This is a genomic window from Sphingobium sp. TCM1 (genome assembly GCF_001650725.1).
GTDB lineage: Bacteria > Pseudomonadota > Alphaproteobacteria > Sphingomonadales > Sphingomonadaceae > Sphingobium.
Map to the genome: position 1 here is coordinate 218,168 of NZ_LXVX01000011.1, position 18,722 is coordinate 236,889.

General features: G+C 63.8%; 12 protein-coding genes. 10 read left to right on the forward strand and 2 right to left on the reverse strand.

The genetic code is table 11. From position 1 onward, the window contains the following. The first annotated feature begins 262 nt into the window (after positions 1-262). Genes A7Q26_RS08540 through A7Q26_RS08550 form a run of 3 tightly spaced genes read left to right on the forward strand, consistent with a single transcriptional unit; the run spans position 263 to position 2,683 of the window. A complete protein-coding gene (locus A7Q26_RS08540; RefSeq protein WP_066858952.1) occupies positions 263-544 on the forward strand; it encodes a helix-turn-helix domain-containing protein in 282 nt (93 codons plus the stop codon). 34 nt (positions 545-578) lie between these two features. After that, positions 579-1,682 carry a Gfo/Idh/MocA family protein gene (locus A7Q26_RS08545; protein WP_066858953.1) on the forward strand — a complete coding sequence of 368 codons (1,104 nt, stop codon included), beginning with the start codon at positions 579-581 and terminating at the stop codon, positions 1,680-1,682. Beyond that, positions 1,679-2,683, forward strand: a complete 1,005-nt coding sequence (locus tag A7Q26_RS08550) for an SMP-30/gluconolactonase/LRE family protein (RefSeq protein ID WP_066858954.1) — start codon at positions 1,679-1,681, stop codon at positions 2,681-2,683. Before A7Q26_RS08545 ends, A7Q26_RS08550 begins: the two co-directional genes overlap by 4 nt. A 7-nt stretch (positions 2,684-2,690) precedes the next feature. Here the strand turns inward: A7Q26_RS08550 and A7Q26_RS08555 are convergent, their stop codons facing one another. Further along, complete coding sequence (locus tag A7Q26_RS08555) at positions 2,691-3,029, reverse strand: hypothetical protein (RefSeq protein ID WP_157102499.1); 339 nt, start codon at positions 3,027-3,029, stop codon at positions 2,691-2,693. A 127-nt stretch (positions 3,030-3,156) separates the two neighbouring features. Next, a complete protein-coding gene (locus tag A7Q26_RS08560) occupies positions 3,157-5,562 on the reverse strand; it encodes a zinc-dependent metalloprotease (protein WP_232313730.1) in 2,406 nt (801 codons plus the stop codon). Between the two features lie 159 nt (positions 5,563-5,721). Between A7Q26_RS08560 and A7Q26_RS08565 the strand changes: the two genes are divergently transcribed. The 7 genes from A7Q26_RS08565 (at position 5,722) to A7Q26_RS26140 (ending at position 18,719) form a co-directional block, all read left to right on the forward strand. After that, positions 5,722-6,216, forward strand: coding sequence for an Lrp/AsnC family transcriptional regulator (locus A7Q26_RS08565; protein WP_066858957.1), 495 nt, complete (start codon positions 5,722-5,724; stop codon positions 6,214-6,216). A gap of 364 nt (positions 6,217-6,580) precedes the next feature. Beyond that, positions 6,581-9,478 (forward strand): TonB-dependent receptor plug domain-containing protein, encoded by a 2,898-nt coding sequence (locus tag A7Q26_RS08570; protein ID WP_084439043.1) that lies wholly within the window; start codon positions 6,581-6,583, stop codon positions 9,476-9,478. A gap of 31 nt (positions 9,479-9,509) precedes the next feature. Further along, a complete protein-coding gene (locus A7Q26_RS08575) occupies positions 9,510-11,084 on the forward strand; it encodes an amidohydrolase (RefSeq protein WP_066858958.1) in 1,575 nt (524 codons plus the stop codon). 17 nt (positions 11,085-11,101) lie between these two features. Next, positions 11,102-12,688, forward strand: coding sequence for an amidohydrolase (locus tag A7Q26_RS08580; protein WP_066858959.1), 1,587 nt, complete (start codon positions 11,102-11,104; stop codon positions 12,686-12,688). Positions 12,689-12,832: 144 nt separating this feature from the next. Next, a complete protein-coding gene (locus tag A7Q26_RS08585; RefSeq protein WP_066858960.1) occupies positions 12,833-14,932 on the forward strand; it encodes a TonB-dependent siderophore receptor in 2,100 nt (699 codons plus the stop codon). 13 nt (positions 14,933-14,945) lie between these two features. Further along, positions 14,946-15,578 carry a DUF4198 domain-containing protein gene (locus A7Q26_RS08590; RefSeq protein ID WP_066858961.1) on the forward strand — a complete coding sequence of 211 codons (633 nt, stop codon included), beginning with the start codon at positions 14,946-14,948 and terminating at the stop codon, positions 15,576-15,578. Positions 15,579-15,758: 180 nt separating this feature from the next. Beyond that, positions 15,759-18,719, forward strand: a complete 2,961-nt coding sequence (locus A7Q26_RS26140) for an amidohydrolase family protein (protein ID WP_066858962.1) — start codon at positions 15,759-15,761, stop codon at positions 18,717-18,719. Positions 18,720-18,722: the final 3 nt, after the last annotated feature.

The window sequence follows — 18,722 nt, forward strand, 5'->3', positions numbered from 1 at the left end:
GCGACGGTCGACGAACTGGTAACGTCATCCTCTCCCCTTTCTCTTCTGCGCAAATTCACCGATTCGAGTGATCGTTCCGCAAAACCTGTTGGACAGGTATAGGCAGAAATTCCGTCAAAACTAGAAAAAAATCGTCGATATCGGGAAATTTCTCTTGAATCTGTCGGACTGATTCTCTTATCGTTAGCGCTACCGAATCCGATGCAGCCGGCAGGCCAAAGAGGCCGGCGCGCCCATGTCGGATCGAACAGGGAGAGGACGGATGCACTTCGCCACGGATCTGCACGATATTCTCGATCACCCGGCCCATGGGACGCCGGAACCGGCCCCATTGACGCCGACCCAGATGAAGGTCCTGCACTGCGTCCATTCCGGGCTGCTCAACAAGCAGATCGCCTATGAGCTGGGAATGGCGGAGGCCACGGTGAAGGTCCACATGACAGCGCTGATGCGCAAGCTCAATGTCCGCAATCGCACGCAGGCCGCCATTACCGCGCGCAACCTGGGATGGCTGCGGCCGGCGCTGGGCCGCGCGACGGACTGACATCTGCGATATTCAGCAGGGAAGGGAGGTTCGCATGGCGACAGGTTCCCGCAGGGCGCTTTTGGGCGGGCTTGGCGCCGGGATGGTTCTGGCGGGCATGAACGGACGCAGCCGCGCCGCGCCCGCGCGCCGGATTGGCTATGCCATCGTCGGCCTGGGCTCCTATGCCACGCGGCAGGTCATGCCCAACTTCGCCGGATGCGACCATGCGCGGCTGGTCGCGCTGGTGAGCGGCACGCCCGCCAAGCTCGACCAATATGGCGCGCAATACGGCATCCCCGCGACCCATCGTTACAGCTATGCCGATTTCGAGCGCATTCGCGACAATCCGGACATCGACGCGGTCTATGTCGTGCTGCCAAACAGCCTCCATGCGGAATATGCGGTCCGCGCGGCGCAGGCGGGCAAACATGTGCTATGTGAAAAGCCGATGGCGACATCGGTGGCCGAGTGCGCGGCGATGATTGCCGCCTGCCGCAAGGCGGGGACGAAGCTGATGATCGGCTATCGCTCGCGCTTCGAACCCTACAACCGCCTCGCCATCGATCTGGCGCGCAGCGGATATGTTGGTCGCACGCGGCTGATCACGGCGGAACATGGCTTTGCGATCCGGCCGGACCAGTGGCGGCTCGACCGGGCGCTGTCGGGCGGCGGATCGATGATGGACATCGGCATCTACAGCCTCAACGCCGCGCGCTACCTGACGGGCGAGGAGCCGGTGGAGGTGAGCGCGATCGAGTCGACCAACCGTTCGGACCCGCGCTTCCGGACGGTGGAGGACCGGATCGGTTTCCAGCTGCGCTTCCCCTCCGGCATCCTCGCCAACTGCCTCTCCAGCTATAGTTCGGGCCATAATGGCTATCGCGTCATCGGCGCCCAGGGCTGGATCAACATGGAGCCGGCCACGCCCTATTCGGGGCAGAGCATGATGATCCGCAAGGATGGCGTCACCGCGCCGCGCATCCTGCCGGTGGCGGCGAAGAACCAGTTTGCCGGCCAGCTCGATCATCTGGCCGAGTGTATCCTGAATGGCGGCACGCCGATCGTGCCGGGCGAGGAGGGGCTGGCCGACCTGCGGGTGATCGAGGCCATTTATCGTTCCGCCGCCGAGCGGCGGCATGTCGCGATCAGCACGTGATCGCGCGCCGGACGGTTGTGCGCGGCCTTGTCAGCCTGCCGATGTTCACTACGCGCGGGCTGGCGGCGCCGGTAGGCGGGGTCGAGCGGATCGATCCGGCGCTGGACTCGATCATCGATCCGTCGGCATCGGTGACAATGCTGGCGAGCGGCTTCCGCTGGGCCGAAGGGCCGGTCTGGGCGCCCGCGCTGGACTGCCTGCTCTTCGCCGATCCGCCGGCCAATATCGTCTATCGCTGGAAGGAAGGGGCAGGGGCCAGTCCCTTCCTGTCGCCGTCGGGTCTTCAGGGACCGGTTCCGGCGGGCCAGCGCGAAGCGGGACTGAACGGGCTGGCGATCGGTCGCGACGGTGCGCTGGTGGCGGCCGACAGCGGAACGCGCGCCATCGTGCGCGTCGACCTGCATACCCGCCAGCGCACGATCCTGGCCGATCGCTACCAGGGCAAGCGGTTCAACAGTCCCAATGATCTGTGCATCGCGCCGTCAGGGGTCATCTATTTCACCGATCCGCCCTATGGACTGACCGGAGGCGACGATTCTCCGCTGCGCGAACTCGACCATTGCGGCCTCTACCGGCTCGCGCCCGATGGAGAGGTGGTGCTGATCGACAGGAGCCATCGCCGTCCCAATGGCGTTGCGCTCTCCCCGGACGGGCAAACCCTCTACCTGGCGCTGTCGGACGAGCAGCAGCCGGAGGTGCTCGCCTACCGGCTCGATGTGCGCGGCCTTCCCGTCGATCAGCGCCTGTTTCGGGACATGCGGCCGCAGCGCGCGCAGGGACTGCCCGGCCTGCCGGACGGGATCAAGGTCGGCCGGGACGGCCATCTGTTCGCGACCGGACCGGGCGGCGTCCATGTTTGCACCGCCGATGGCGTGCTGCTGGGCATCGTGGGCACCGGCAAGGCCGTCGCCAATTGCTGTATCGACCCGGAAGGGCACCGGCTCTTCCTCACCTCCACCGACATGCTGGCCATGATCGCGCTGAAGGCTGGGCTTGGCTGAAGCGCGCTCAGTCCGTTCGGCTGGTGACGATCGCCTGCCCGCTGGGCGGAATGGAGATGAGGTGCATGTCGCCGCTGTCGCACTGCACCTTCCATTCGCCGTTCGTCGTCTTGCTTTCCAGCGGCTCTGCCGACGCGATCTTCTGGCAGGGCAGGCCCGCATCGCGAACGGCGCGCAGGAAGACGCCGTTGCGCTGCCCCGGCGGCAGGGCGGCGACGGCGGCGACATAGTCGACCCCGCCCGCATTGGCCGCTGCGTTCGCCGGCTCCGCCTTTTCCGCCGTTTCGGGGCTACCGCAGGAGGCCAGCGCCAGGCTGGCCATGATGATCGCCGGCAAAAATCGCATGATCTGTCTCGTCTGATGGCGGCACGCGACGATGAAGCGCATCATCCGGCCGGAGGGAAGCTGCCCGCATCATGCGCCAAATGGCGCATAGTTCAAGCCTTGACCGCTTCCCTTGGCGCCTGCCGGTTCAGCCGCCAATCGGCATCCCCGGCGGAATGACCGGCTCGGGCCGGCTGGCCTTCCCGATCTCCCTCGCCAGCCGTGCGTCGTCGCGCAGCATCGCCGCCACGCTGCGCTGCCAACTCGCATCCTCGCCTTCTCCCTTCGCCTGGGCGAAACGGTCTGCAATCAGCCGCAGCCGACCGTCCAGAATGGCGGCGACGTCGATCGAGGTGTCGGGCGACTGGCGCGTCCTGGCGATCGACAGGATGGCGCGATGGGCGATACGCCGCTCGACCGCCGATCCGCGCCGGTCGATCACACCACCCTGCAAGCGGTCGAGCAACTCGCCCAGGCCGAGCTGTGCGGGGTCATTGCCATGCTGGATATGGATACGGGCAAGGCGCGCAGGCGCCAGCAGGCTTTCGAGCGTCACCTGCGCCGCGACATCGGCCGCGACCAGCGGATCGAACGCCGATGCGCCCGCCGTGTCGAAGATTTCGGTATCATATTGGGGGTCCGATCTGCCGTTGACCCCCGAAGAGAGCATCAGCGCGAGTTGCGGCGAGACGGTCAGCGCGTCGGCCGACAAGGTGCCGATCAGCGCGTCGAGCGCGGCGCGTTGGTCGCTGGCGGCGGTGACGGTGGGCGCGGGCGTGGGCGCGCCGGCGACGGCATAACGATAGTCGATGCCGCCCACGATCTTGCCGATCGCCGCCACGGCATAACGGTGGAACAGCCAGACGGGCACGAATTTGCGCCGCAGGTCGGACAGCGGCTCGCCCGCGCGCAGCACGGCGGGGCCGAAATTGGCAAGCGCGATCCGGCGCACCGCCATGACATGCGCCAGATCGGCGGGCGTATCGGTGCCCTCTGTCCACATATTCGTGCCCGGCACGGCGAGGTCCGATGCGCGGCCGTCGATGTCGGTCGAATAATGGAGACCTGCCGCCTCGATCGCCTCTGCTTTCCGCGCGGCGTCCGCATCGGCATCGGCGCCCGGCGCCGGTTCGCCATAGAGCCAGTCGACCGTATATTTGTCCCACTTGCCGATACCCACGGCATAGGCGTCGGACAGGTCCAGCTTGCCGTCGGCGATCTTCACCAGCGGTCCGGGATAGTCCATCACCGATGCGCGATCGTCGAGGCTGGCCTGGAAATTATGGACGAAACCAATGGCATGGCCGACCTCGTGCGCGCCCAGCTGGCGGATGCGGGCCAGCGCGACGCGGACGGCATCATTGGCGCCGCCGCTGTCATTCTGGGCCGTGCCGACCAGCCCTTCATACAGGATGATGTCCTGCCGCAGCCGGAGCGACCCCAGCACGACATTGCCCTTGATGATCTCGCCCGTGCGGGGATCGATCACCCCGCCGCCATAGGACCAGCTTCGGGTCTGGCGGTTGGTCCAGTTGACGACATTGTAGCGCACATCCTGCGGATCGACGCCCGGCGGCAGGATCTTTACCTGGAAGGCATCGACATAGCCCGCCGCATCGAAGGCCTGGTTCCACCAGGCGACGCCTTCGGCGAGGGCGGTGCGGATCGGTTCGGGCGCGCTGTTGTCGATGTAGAAGAGGATCGGTTTCTTCACGCGCGACCGCGGGGCGGACGGGTCGATCTTGTCGAGGCGGAAGCGGTTGGCGAACTGCACCATGACCGGGTCGCCCAGCTTGCTGCCGAAGTCATAGGCCTGGGTCGCGTGGCTGCCCGACCTTATGTCGAACCGGCGCGGACGAAATCCGGGCGCGGGCAGGCGCACGAGCGAATGATGCACGGTGAAGCTGACCTGCCGCCCGTCGGGCGCGATCGTGTCGACCTCCTGACCCGGCGTGTCGGAGGCGAAGGTCTGGATCGCCTCCATCTCGATATTGTCGGGAAAGACCTTGACCGATGCCGGATCGGCGGCGCTGAGCTTTTCGGCCAGCTTGAACCCCTTGCCGTTGGCGTTGAGGGCATCGGCCAGTTTCATCGTGTCGCTCGTGAGGAACGGCGCGATGTCGATCGTGACGCCGCCGCCAGCAGCGGGCGCGATCACATCGAGCATCGCCACCGTGCTGAACGGAAAGCTGTTGGTGCCGCCGCGCTGCACGTCGGCGTCGCCGGTGGCGCGGTAGCGGGGATTTTCATAGGTGATCGCGACCTTCCTGCCCAACCGGCGGAAGGCGAGCAGCTGGGTTTCGCCCTGCATCCCGCGATCGATGCGGATCGGCGCGGAGCCAAGGCCGGTCTTGATCGATCCGGTATAGAGGAAGCGGCCGGACACGCCTTGCGCATCGGGCGCGGGCAGGGTCAGCAGGATGCGGCCGTCGGCCATGTCGACCCGGACCGGCAGCAGGGCGCCGTCGGCGGAGCTGGCGATGGGAACCGGCTCTGCGCGGGCGGGAGTGGCGATCGCACCCGCCGCCAAAGCGATCGCCCCGGCCGAAGCCATGCTCGTCATCCGTCGCGATAATTTCATGGATTTCCCTTTTTTACGCCGGTCGCGTCACGACCTATGGCGGATCATATCATGCGATCCGTTGAGCATGTCGGCATATTCGTAAGCAATCGACAGCGAAATTGATGATTTTCAACAGGATGGAGGCGTTTCGTGACGGAATTCCACGAGCTTGAACTGGATCGCACCGACCTGCGCCTGCTGCGCGAGATCGTTGAGGATGGGCGGATTTCCGATGTCGCGCTGGGCGAGCGCGTGCATCTGTCGAGTACCGCCGCCGCCCGCCGTCGCAAGATATTGGAGGAACGGGGCATGGTGCCGCGCTATGCCGCCAGTCCCGACCTTGTCCGCCTGGGCTTCGGCATCGTCGTTCACGTATCGATCGAACTGGTGTCGCAGACCGAACAGGTGCTGACCGAGTTCGAGGAAGCGGTCGTGAAATGTCCGTCTATGAGCTATTGCAGCTTCGTGTCGGGCGACACGGATTTCATGATGACGGTCCATGTCCGGTCCTTCGACGATTATGACCGTGTCTATCGCAAGGAATTATCGACCCTGCCGCATGTCGCCAAGATCCGCAGCAGCTTCGTGATGCGCCCGGTGGCCCAGCGCAATGTCCCGCCCGCGTTGTTCGAGGGGCTGCGGTGAAGGACGAATCAGTAATGCAAGGGCGGGGCGACGCGCAGGATTATGACGCGTATCAGTCTGTACGCATCGGAATCGATCAATATTAGCCGGCTTTCCTGCCGAGTTTCGCGGGAAGCGCTAACGGCTCTTGTGTACCATCGCCAAGTCATCGGCAGGCCCGCAGGAGGGACAAGCGGCCGCCGGGACAAGGGTTAGCGCAGGTGCCCGGAAAACCGGGGCCATATACGGGGTCACATCCGGGGGACAAGTCGAGATTCGAAAGAGCGCCTGCCCCTGGCGAATGCGTGCCTGCAAGGCGCGATCCCTGACGCATGACCGGAGGAGGATGAAAGGCCCGACTGGACGCGCTTACAGGGGAAAGACAATGACGCATATCGTGCCGGGCTATAATTTCGACCGCCGTCGCCAGTTGGGTCGCAACTTGCTGAAAGCGACTGCCGCGCTGATTGCGGTATCTGCCACGCCGACATTCGCGCAGGACGCAACGGTCGCAGCCGCGCCGCAGCAGGAAGCCGCCGAGGACCAGATTGTCGTCACCGGCACTCGCATCGTGCGCGACGGTTACAGCGCGCCGACCCCCGTGGCGGTGATGAGCAAGGCCGACATCGTCGCGCAGGCACCGGCCAATATTTCGGACTTCGTGAACCAGCTTCCCTCGATCGCGGGTAGCGGCACGTCCGGCTCCTCGTCGGGCGGGTTGTCCAATGCCGGCGCCGGCATCAACTCGATCAGCCTGCGCGGCCTGGGCGTCGGGCGCACGCTCGTGCTGCTCGACGGCCAGCGCTCGGTCGCCTCGACCGTGGGCGGCGTGGTCGACATCAACACCATCCCGCAGGATCTGGTCGAGCGGGTCGAGGTCGTCACCGGCGGCGCATCGGCGGCCTATGGCTCGGACGCGGTCGGCGGCGTCGTCAACTTCGTCCTCGACAAGGGGTTCAAGGGGTTCCGCATCGGCGTCGACCAGGGCATCAGCACCTATGGCGACGGCCGCAACTACAAGATCACGGCCAGCGCGGGCCTGTCGCTGCTCGACGACCGGCTGCACATGCTGTTCAACGGCGAATATTTCAAGCAGATCGGCGTCGACACGATCGACCGCGACTGGAACGACAGCGGCTATTTCATGATCAACAATCCCGCTTACAATGGGACCAATGGTCAACCACAGCGGCTGGTGGGGTCGGGCTTTGGACCTTCGGGCTATACGACCGGCGGCCTGATCGGCGCGGGTCCGCTGCGCGGCACCTATTTCCTGGGCGCGGGGCAGACCGGGCAACTGACCTATGGCACCGTACTCAGCCCCTGGATGGTCGGCGGCGACACCGATGTGACGCTGGCCGGTCATGTCGGCACCAACTCGCTGGTCCCGCATGACGAACGGCTGAGCTTCTTCAACCGTACCGCCTTCGACATCGCGCCGGAAATCACCATTTACGGCCAATTCGCCTATAATCGTTCGACCAGCCGCAGCTATTATCAGCAGACGCCCAGCACCGGTGTCACCATCCGGTCCGACAATGCCTATCTGCGCACCTATTATCCGCAGGTCGCCGCGCAGATGGCGGCGCAGGGGTTAACCTCCTTCACCATGGGGACCAGCAATGCCGGCTTCCCCGTGCCCGGCAGCGACATCAAGCGAGAAGTCTATCGCTTCGTTGGCGGCGCTGAAGGGCAGTTCGAGCTGTTCGATCGCAAATGGGAATGGAACGGCTATTATCAGCATGGCGTCACCAAGGCGCATGAGGAGCTGACCAACACCTGGAACAACGCCCGCATGGCGTTGGCGCAGGATGCGGTGTTCGCGCCCAATGGCAGCATCGTCTGCCGCTCCACGCTGACCGATCCGACCAATGGCTGCGTGCCGATCAACCGCCTCGGCACCATGGGGCCGTCGGCCGAAGCGCTGGCCTATATCTATGGCGCCGAGCAGCCGCAGCGCGAACAGACGATCAAGCAGGATGTGGCGGCGCTCAGCTTCAGCGGCGAAGTGTTCGACCTGCCCGGCGGCGCGGCCGCCGTGGCATTCGGCGCGGAATGGCGCAAGGAGCAGATCGACGGCAAGGTCGACCCGCAGTTCAATTCAGGCTGGCTCTACGGAAATTTCCTGGTCAACAAGGGCGACTATAATGTGAAGGAAGGCTTCCTGGAAGTCGACTTGCCGGTGGTCAAGGGGCTGAACGTCAACGCCGCGGGGCGCTTCACCGATTATTCGACGTCCGGATCGGTCCAGACCTGGAAGCTCGGCGCGACTTTCCAGCCGATCCGCGATGTCCGTCTGCGCGGCAATATCAGCCATGACATCCGGGCGCCCAACCTTCAGGAACTGTTCGCGGCCGGCACCGCGCGCACCAACACGGTCATCATCCCGACCGGCGCCAATGCTCCCGCGACCGGATCGCTGCAATTCGTGCAGAACCAGGTCGGCAATCCCAATCTGAAGCCGGAGGTCGCCGACAGCTGGACGCTGGGGGCGGTGCTGACGCCCAGCTTCCTGCCCGGCTTCTCCGCGTCCTTCGACTATTATGCGATCAAGATCGACAAGGCGATCGGCAACGTCACCGCGCAGGATACGGTCGACCTCTGCTATGCGGAGGGCATTTCCTCCTATTGCAGCAACATCATCTTCAATGGCAGCACGCTGACCAGCATCGTCCTTCAGCCGATCAACTTCGCCAAGCAGACCACCAAGGGCTTCGACATCGAGGCGAGCTACCGCCTGCCGCTGTCCGATATTTCGGACAGCCTGCCCGGCACCTTCACGCTTCATTCGGCGGTGACCCATTATATCGAGAATGTTATCGACAACGGCATCAGCTTCCCGATCGATTATGCCGGGGTGAACGGCGGATCGCTGGCCGGCACCTACAGCTCGCCCGACTGGGTCTATCGCGTCAGCGCTTTCTATGAAGCCGATCCCTTCACCGTCAATCTGGTGGCGCGCGGCTTCAGCGATGGGGTTTATGGCAACGATTATATCGAATGCACCAGCGCCTGCCCGGCGTCGACGACGCAATATCGCACGATCAATGACAACCATATCGACGGCGCCATCTACTTCGACGCTTCGATCGGTGTGAAGTTCAAGGCCTATGGCGGCAACGGCAAGCTGACCTTCATCGTCAACAATCTGCTCGACCGTGATCCGGAACTGATCGGCAACGGCCCGGACGGCAACAATGTTCCTGCCTACGCCCAGACCAGCCGGGGTCGCTATGAGGTGATCGGCCGCTCCTTCCGCGTCTCCGCCAAGTTCCAATTCTAAGACCGACAAAGGGTAACATCCCATGACACGCATGAAGACGATCGCCGCCAGCCTTGCGCTCGCCAGCACGCTGCTGACTCCGGTCGCGCAGGCCGCCGCGCCCAAGGCGATGAAGACCGCCGCTGCAGCCGCCGTCGATGCGCAGGCCAAGCAGGTGCAGGTGATGGTGGACCAGGTGTTCAGCTTTGCCGAACCTGGCTTCCAGGAAGTCAAGACATCCGAATATCTGACGAAGATACTGGAGCAGAACGGCTTTACCGTGACGCGCGGGGTCGCGGGCATCCCGACCGCCTTCACCGCGACCTGGGGGGAAGGCGGCCCGCTGATCGCGCTGGGCAGCGATATCGACGACGTGCTGGGCGTGTCGCAGATTCCCGGCATCCCCAATATCAAGCCGCTGGTGGAAGGCGCGCCGGGCCATGGCGAGGGGCACAATGCGGGGATGCCGCTGGTCATCGCCGCTGCCATCGCGGTCAAGCAGGTGATGGAGAAGAACAGGATCCCCGGCCGCCTGATGCTCTGGCCCGGCGTCGCGGAGGAATTGCTGGCGACGAAGGCCTATTATGTCCGCGACGGCCTGTTCAAGGATGTCGATGCCTGCATCTTCACCCATGTGAGCAACGACTTCAACACCGGCTACGGCGAGATGGGCAATAACGGGATGGTGTCTGTGGAATATACGTTCCACGGCAAGACCGCCCATTCGGCAGGGATGCCGTGGGAAGGGCGCAGCGCGCTCGACGGCGTGGAACTGATGGACGTCGCCTGGAACATGCGGCGGGAGCATCTGCCGATCACCCAGCGGTCGCACTATATCATCTCCAACGGGGGTGGTCAGCCGAACGTGGTGCCGGACAAGGCGTCGGTCTGGTATTATTTCCGGGAGCGCGACTTCAAGTCGATCCGCGACCTGTACGACCTGGGCAACACCCTGTCCGAAGCGGCGGCCAAGGCCAGCGGAACCACCGTGACGCGTCAGGTTCTGGGCTATGCCGCGCCCAATTTCGGCAACAAGCCGATGGCCGAGGCGGCCTACGCCAATATCAAGGCGGTGGGAATGCCCCAATGGTCGGCCGACGACCAGGCCTTCGCCAAGGCGGTGCAGGAAGCCAATCAGCGCAAGGTTGAGCCACTGCGCACCGAAATCGGCGAGTTGTCGACGCCGGAAAACCGCAAGCCATCGACTGGTGGCGGGTCGGATGACATTGGCGATATCATGTGGACGGTGCCGACCATCACCATCCGCTTCCCTTCCAACATCCCCAACATGATCGGCCATAATGTGACTTCCGCCATCGCCATGGCGACGCCGATCGCGCACAAGGGGGCGGTTGCGGGCGCGAAGGCGCTGGCGATGACGGTGCTGGACCTCATGACCACGCCCAAGCTCGTGGCCGACGCCAAGACCTATTTCAAGGACGTGCAGCTCAAGACCGACAGCTATGCCCCTGTCCTCACGGAGCAGGACAAGCCCGCCATCTGGCTCAACGAAAAGACGATGCAGCTCATGCGGCCGCAGATGGAGAAATATTATTACGATCCAACCAAATATGAGACCTATCTCGAACAGTTGGGCGTCAAATATCCGACTCTGACGCCGCAATGATCTCCTACGCTCCATTCATGAAGAGGACGCAGCCTTTGGGTCGCACCATCGCACTTGCCCTCGCCCTGTCGGCGGCGGCGCTTTCCATGCCCGCGCAGGGGGCCTCACCCCAGACGATGAAGGCGCAGGCCGCCGCGGGGGTGGAGGCCCAGGCCAAGCAGATCCAGGTCATGGTCGACCAGGTCTTCAGCTTCGCCGAGCCGGGCTTCCAGGAAATCCGCACCTCCGAATATCTGGCGAAGATATTGGAGGACAATGGCTTCACCGTGACCAGAGGCGTCGCGGGCATCCCCACCGCCTTCACCGCGACCTGGGGGGAAAGCGGCCCGATGATCGCTCTGGGTAGCGACATAGACGATTTGCTGGGCGTGTCGCAGATGCCGGGTGTTCCTACCGTCAAGCCGATCGTCGCGGGAGCGCCTGGCCATGGCGAGGGTCATAATTCGGGTATGCCGATGATGATCGCCGCAGCGCTGGCGGCTAAGAAAGTCATGCAGGATAATGGGATCAAGGGGCGGCTCATGCTGTGGCCCGGCGTTGCGGAGGAACTGCTGGCGACCAAGGCCTTCTACGTGCGGGCGGGCATGTTCAAGGATGTCGACGCCTGCATCTTCGGCCATGTGAACACGGGTTTCGGCACGGCCTATGGCGACCTTGGCCTGAACGGCATGGTGTCGGTCGAATATGAGTTCAGCGGCAAGACCGCCCATTCGGCCGCCATGCCATGGGAAGGGCGCAGCGCCCTTGACGCGGTGGAATATATGGATGTGGCCTGGAATTTCCGGCGCGAACATCTGCCGCTCACCCAGCGGTCGCACGACGTCATCACCAATGGCGGCGGCCAGCCCAATGTCGTGCCTGACAAGGCGTCGGTCTGGTATTATTTCCGCGACAAGGATTTCGCTGCCGTCCGTTCGCTCTACGAAACCGGCACCAGCGTGGCGGAGGCGGCGGCGCAGGCCACCGGCACCAGCGTCAAGCGGACGATACTCGGCTATGCCGCGCCCAATTTCGGCAACAAGCCGATGGCGGAAGCCGCCTATGCCAATATCAAGGCGGTGGGGATGCCCCAATGGTCCTCCGCCGACCAGGCCTTCGCCAAGGCGGTGCAGGTTAACAACGGGCTGAAGGTGCAGCCGCTCGCGACGAGCATCACGCCGCTCTCGAAACCTGAAACGCGCGGTGCGGGCGGCGGCTTAGGAGGTTCGGACGATATTGGCGACGTGATGTGGAGCGTGCCGACCATTACTATCAATTATCCCGCCAACGTCCCCAACATCATCTTCCACCACGCCACGGCCGCCATGGCGATGGCGACGCCGATCGCGCACAAGGGCACGGTCGCGGGCGCCAAGGCGGTTGCGATGACCGTCATAGACCTGATGACCGATCCCAAGCTGCTGGCCAGCGCCAAGACCTATTTCCGGGACGTCCAGCTCAAGACCCAGAAATATGATCCGGTCCTGGCCCCCGACGACCAGCCGGCCATTCATCGCAACGAGAGGATAATGAACGAGTTGCGGCCGGAGATGGAGAAATATTATTATGATCCGGCCAGATATGGCAGCTATCTGGAGCAGCTGGGCGTGCGCTACGGCGACTGACGCGGGGTTGCGTTAGCCATTGCATATGCGGCGATCCTGGTCGCCGCATATCGCCCGTCTCGACATAAAATATTTCCGCTGTTTGCGAATTTGTCGCATTAGCGCTACTTGCGAGCGCAAATGAGTCGCAACAGGGGAAATCAGATGAATTTTCGACTATGGGCATTGAGCGGGGCGGCCGCGATCGCATTGTGTGGCACGGCTGCTCACGCGGAAGAGGTCGCTGCCGACGCGTCGGGCGATGAGGGCCAGATCGTCGTCACCGCAGCCAATGCGGGGACCAAGACCGAAACGCCCCTGATCGAATTGCCGCAGCCGATTACCGTCATCACCTCCGACCAGTTCATCGCGCAGGGCGCGATCAGCATCAGCGACACGGTCAAATATGCCGCCGGCGTGCTGGCCAATCCCTATGGTCGCGATACCCGCGTGGACGGCTTCAACGTGCGCGGCATCGACGCCTTGCAGTTTCGCGACGGGATGCGCGACATTTTCAGTTATTATGCCAGCATCACATCCGATCCCTATAATTTCTCTCGGGTCGAAATCGTGCGCGGCCCGGCATCGGTGCTGTTCGGCCAAGGGTCGATCGGCGGCTTGGTCAATCTCGTCTCCAAGACGCCGGAGTTCAGGACGGGCGGTGAAATCAACCTCGTCTACGGCAGCTATGACCGCAAGGAGGCGATGGGCGACGTCAATGTCGCGCTGGCGGACAATCTGGCGGTCCGCGTCGTCGGCCGCGTTCGCGATGCCGACACCTATGTCGATCATGTCCCCGACGATCGTGTGATGTTCGCGCCGTCGATCCGCTGGCAGCCCACGCCCGACACCGATGTAGTGCTGACCGGCCTCTATCAGGAGGATGACACCGGATCGACCTCCCAGTTCCTGCCGATCGTGGGCACGTTCCGCCCGAACACAGCCTATCCTGCGGGCACGCTCGATCAATATACATTTGTCGGCAAGCCGGGCTGGGATCGTTACAATGGCCGCTCGCTCCAGGGCGGCGGCTCGATCACCCATGATTTTTCGGACAAGGTCCGGCTTAGCCTCAAGGCCCGCTATATCGACAGCGACCTCGAATATTACACCCATTATGCGGACAGCTACACTTATCCGACCGATCCATTCTCGGTCTACGGGACGGACGGTCGGACGATCGGCCTCTATTCCAGTGCCGGCGACGCGAAGATGAACGTCTTTTCGACCGACAATAATCTTCAGTTCAGCTTCGACACGGGCGCAAATATCACACATAAGCTACTCGTCGGTCTTGATTATAGCTGGAACAGGGTCGGCAAGCGCACCACCTATGGTGCGACAGAGATCGTCGACCTGTACGACATCGATTATGATGCGCTGGCGGCCTACGCACCGACCGGCCCATTCGCTTATGATTCGCAGAAGCAACTCGGCGTCTATGTGCAGGACCAGATCCGCTTCTTCGACCGCGTCTCCCTCGTGCTGGGCGCGCGGCGGGATCATGTCACCAACTCGACGGGGCAGGAAGACAACGCAACCACTTTCCGCGCCGGCATCATCGGCGAAATCGGCGCGGGCTTCTCTCCCTTCTTCAGCTACACGGAGAGCTTCCTGCCGATCGCCGGCGCCAACAGCGATGGCGACCCATTCAGGCCGCAGACCGGCACCCAGTTCGAGGCGGGCGTGAAGTGGCAGCCCGAACGCGACACGCTCGTCACCATCACGGCCTTCCACATCAAGGAGCGCAACCGTGTCCTCTATCTGCCCAATGACGTCGTCACCCAGTCTGGTGAACTGACCACGAAGGGTGTGGAGTTAGAAGCAAGCCACCGCCTGCCCGGCGATTTCGAACTGCTGGTCAATTATGGCTACAACAAGCTCAAGTCCGAAGTGAACAGCAGCCTCGACTATATGCCGCGCCACACCGCGTCGATCTGGTCGACCAAGAGCTTCGGTGTCGTGGGGGGCGCGCGACTGAGGCTCGGCGCGGGCGCCGTCTATAGCGGCAAGAGCAAGTCGACCGGAGCGATCGACCCCTATGGCCTCAATCCCGCCATTCCTGCCGGTACGCTCTACACGATCGTCACGCCGTCCCGCACCACGGTCGACGCTCTCGCGGAGATCGACTGGCAGAACTGGCGCTTTGCGATCAACGCGACCAACCTGCTGAACAACCAATATTATGCGTCCTGCCTGGCGCGCGGCGACTGCTTCATGGGCGCGCCGCGCAATGTGATGGGCACGATCGGCTATCGGTTCTGAACGGAGAGAGACTATGCTGAAATGGACAAGCGCCCTGCTGGCGATCGCGTTCCTCCCGGCGCTGGCGCAGGCGCATGAAATCTGGGTCGAGCGCGACGGCGCCGGTCCGGCGCGCATCTATCTGGGCGAACCGGGCGAGGTGCTGCCCGAGGGTGGCGACCCCGAGTTCGAGAAGCTGAAGGCCCCGCGCCTGGTTCCCGCCGGGCAGGCGCCGCAACTGCGCAAGACCGGCTATATCGAGGTGGCCGCGCCTGCGGGCGATGTCCGCGTGACCGATGACAGCGTGTTCGCGCCATGGGGCGAGGAAGGCAAGAAGGAGGGCGTCATCTATTATGCCCGCGCCGGCCGCAACGAGACGAAGGCTGTATTGCCGCTGGAGATCGTGCCGACCGCGCCGGGCGCCGACAGCTTCATCCTTATCCGCGACGGCAAGCCGGTGGCGGGCGCGAAGCTGACCGCCATCACCCCGGAGAAATGGTCGAGAGCCTTCACCACCGATGCGCAGGGCCGGGTCGCGCTGCCGCTCAAGGACAAGGGGCGCTACATCCTCTCCGCGACGCAGGAGGAGAAAGGCGATCTGAGCCTCACCGGCCAGAAGGTCGCGACCATCTACCATATGACGACGCTCAGTTTCTTCCGCGACTGAGCGCTTTGGCTTGTCCTGATGCGCGCCAACGCGTTCCGGCTGGAGCGCGGTGGCACGCAGGATCCGGCCCAGCTGCGATTTCGCTTTCCAGATCGGTCAAGGTGCGGATTTTGCCGCCTCTTTCGTCCCAGCCTGTGTTGCCTTGCACCAGCAGCCGGCGCCGAAAGAGGATCATTCGACATGACGTCTTCGCTCAAGACCCTTGCGTTCGCGTTGATGCTCGGGGGTGCGGGAGCGGCTCTTGCCGAGCCCGCCAACCTGCCGCCTCCCGGAGGTGAAGCGCCCGTGGCTTTCGACGTGCATGAAGGCACCTCCATGGCCGTGTCGGTTTCGCCGGACGGCAAATGGCTGGCGGTCGACCTTCAGGGCAGCCTGTGGATCATTTCCGCAAAGGGCGGCAGAGCGAAGCGGATCACCGACTATTTCAACGACGCGCGCCAGCCGGTCTGGTCCCCGGACGGTGCACGCCTCGTCTATTTCGCCTATCGCGACGGCAACTATGACCTCTGGACCATCAGGCCCGATGGCAGCGACAGGCGGAAGCTGACCGACGGCGTCTATGATGATCGCGATCCGGTCTTTTCCCCCGACGGCAAGACCATCGCCTTCTCCTCCGACCGCAGCGGCAATTATGACATCTGGACGCTGGACATCGCCACCGGCGCGATGAAGCAGGTCAGCAGCAACCCGCGCGAGGATCGCCTGCCAAGCTGGTCGCCCGATGGTGGCCGCATCGCCTATTCGGGCGCGGAGGGCATGACGAAGAGCGCGATCTACGTCACCAACCTCGCGACCGGCCAGGAAAGCCTGCTGAAGGAAGTGCAGGGCAGGGCCGACGCGCCATCCTTCGGTCCCGGCGGCCAACTCGCCTATGTCGTCGCGGACGATGCCGGCAGCCACCTGGAAATCGACGGTACGCGGGTCAGTGGGAAGGAGAATGTCTTTCCCTTCCGCATATCCTGGGGGAAGCGGGGCGACTATTATTATGTCTCGGACGGCAAGATCCGGCGGCGCAGCGGAACTGCCCTCGCCACGGTCGATTTTGCCGCCACGCTGGAAGTCGTCCGCCCAAGCTACACCCGCGCAAAGCGCGACTGGGACTCCACCGCGCCGCGCAAGGCGCTGGGCATCGTCCATCCGCATATCTCGCCTGACGGCGGTCGCATCGCGTTCGTCGCGCTGGGCGATCTTTTTGTCGTCTCGTCAAACGGCGGGGTGCCGGAAAACCTGACGAAGGATGCCGCGCTGGACGCCGATCCGGCCTGGTCGCCGGACGGGCAGAGCATTGTCTTCAGCTCCGACCGGGTGGGCGGCCTGCCGCAGTTGTGGATCAGGGATCTGGGGACCGGCAAGGACCGGCAACTCACCCATATGGACACGCAGCCGCTGGGCGCGGCCTGGTCGCCCGACGGCACCCGCGTCGCCTTCATCGACGTGGACGGTCGCTGGGGCGTGGCAGGCGTGTGCGTCGTCGACGTCGCCACCGGCAAGGTCACGCGGCTCCAAAGCTCGCTCGGCCAGCCGGGCAGCCCAAGCTGGTCGGCGGATGGCAAATATGTCGCCATCAGCCTGTCCTACAAATATTCCAACAGTTTCCGCGAGGGCACCAATCAGGTCTATGTGATCCCTGCGGACGGCAAGGGCAAAGCCTTCTGGCAGATACCCGAACCCGATATGTCGCTCGACACGCGCAGCGGCAGCGGCCCCGCCTGGTCCCCGGATGGCACGAAAATGGCCGGCATCTATGAGGGGCTGCTCAAGATCTGGCCGGTGGACAAGGATGGCAAGCCACTGGGGCCGGTCCGCAGCTATACCGCCGACACGGCCTTCTACCCGACCTGGACGGCGGACTCAGGCACCATCCTCTATCAGGCGAACGACATGCTGAAGAGGATCGACGTCGCTACCGGGGTAATCGCCGACGTACCGCTCGACCTCAGCTATCGCCTTGCCAAGCCGAACGGTCGCACCGTCATCCATGTCAGCCATCTAATCGATTCGGTCACCGATGCCACCCAGGATGACAAGGATATCATTATCGAGGGCAATCGCATCGCCGCGATCCGCGACCATGATCCGGGCCTGCATTCGACCGGCCAGTTCGTGGACGGCACCGGTCTTACAGCAATACCGGGCCTGATCGAGTTTCATTCCCACGTCCAGAAGGACTTCGGGTCGAACCTGGAAAAGGCCTGGCTCGCCTACGGTATCACCACGGTGCGCGATCCCGGCACGCAGGTTTACGATGCGGTCGAGGATCGCGAGGCTGCCGAGGCTGGCGTGCGCCTGTCGCCGCGCCTCTATGTCGGGGGGCCGCTGCTCGAATGGCAGCGCGTCTATTACAAGATGGGCGTCGCCGTCTCCAGCCCGGCGCATCTGGAACGCGAGCTGGCCCGCGCCCGGACGCTCAAATATGACATCGTCAAAAGCTATGTCCGGATGCCCGACCTGTACCAGCGCCGCATCGTGGAGGCGGCGCATGCCATGGGCATACCCGTGTCGGGCCATGAAATCTTCCCGGCCGCCTATACCGGAGTCGACGGAACCGAACATCTGGGCGCGACCAGCCGGCGCGGCTATTCGCCCAAGCAGGGGCCGGGCGGCATGGCTTATGAGGACGTGATCCAGCTGTTCGGCCGCAGCGGACGCACATTGACCCCGACAAACTTCGGCGCCTTGACCGGCTATCTGGAGAAGAACCCCGACTATCGCACCGACCCGCGCGTCAACCTCTACCCGAGTTGGGCGCGCGAGACGGTGACCGGGACCAATGACCCGATGGCGATCTTCACCCGGCCGCTGCTCGCCGGTGGTCTGGTGAGTCTCAAGAAAATGTATGACGCAGGCACCCAGGTCGTTGCGGGCACCGACACGATGATCGCGACCAATCTCCATGCGGAGATCGCTTCATACGTGGATGCGGGGCTGACGCCGTTTCAGGCGCTCCAGACCGCGACCGTCAATTCGGCCAAGGCGCTGAACCTGGATGCCGGGACGTTGGAAGCGGGCAAGCTGGCCGATATCGTCCTGCTCGACGGCGATCCGCGCGAGAACATCGCCAACACGTTCAAGGTGCGCAAAGTAGTGGCGAACGGCGTCAGCCACGATGTCGAGCAACTGATCGGCGACGCCGGCAAATAGAAC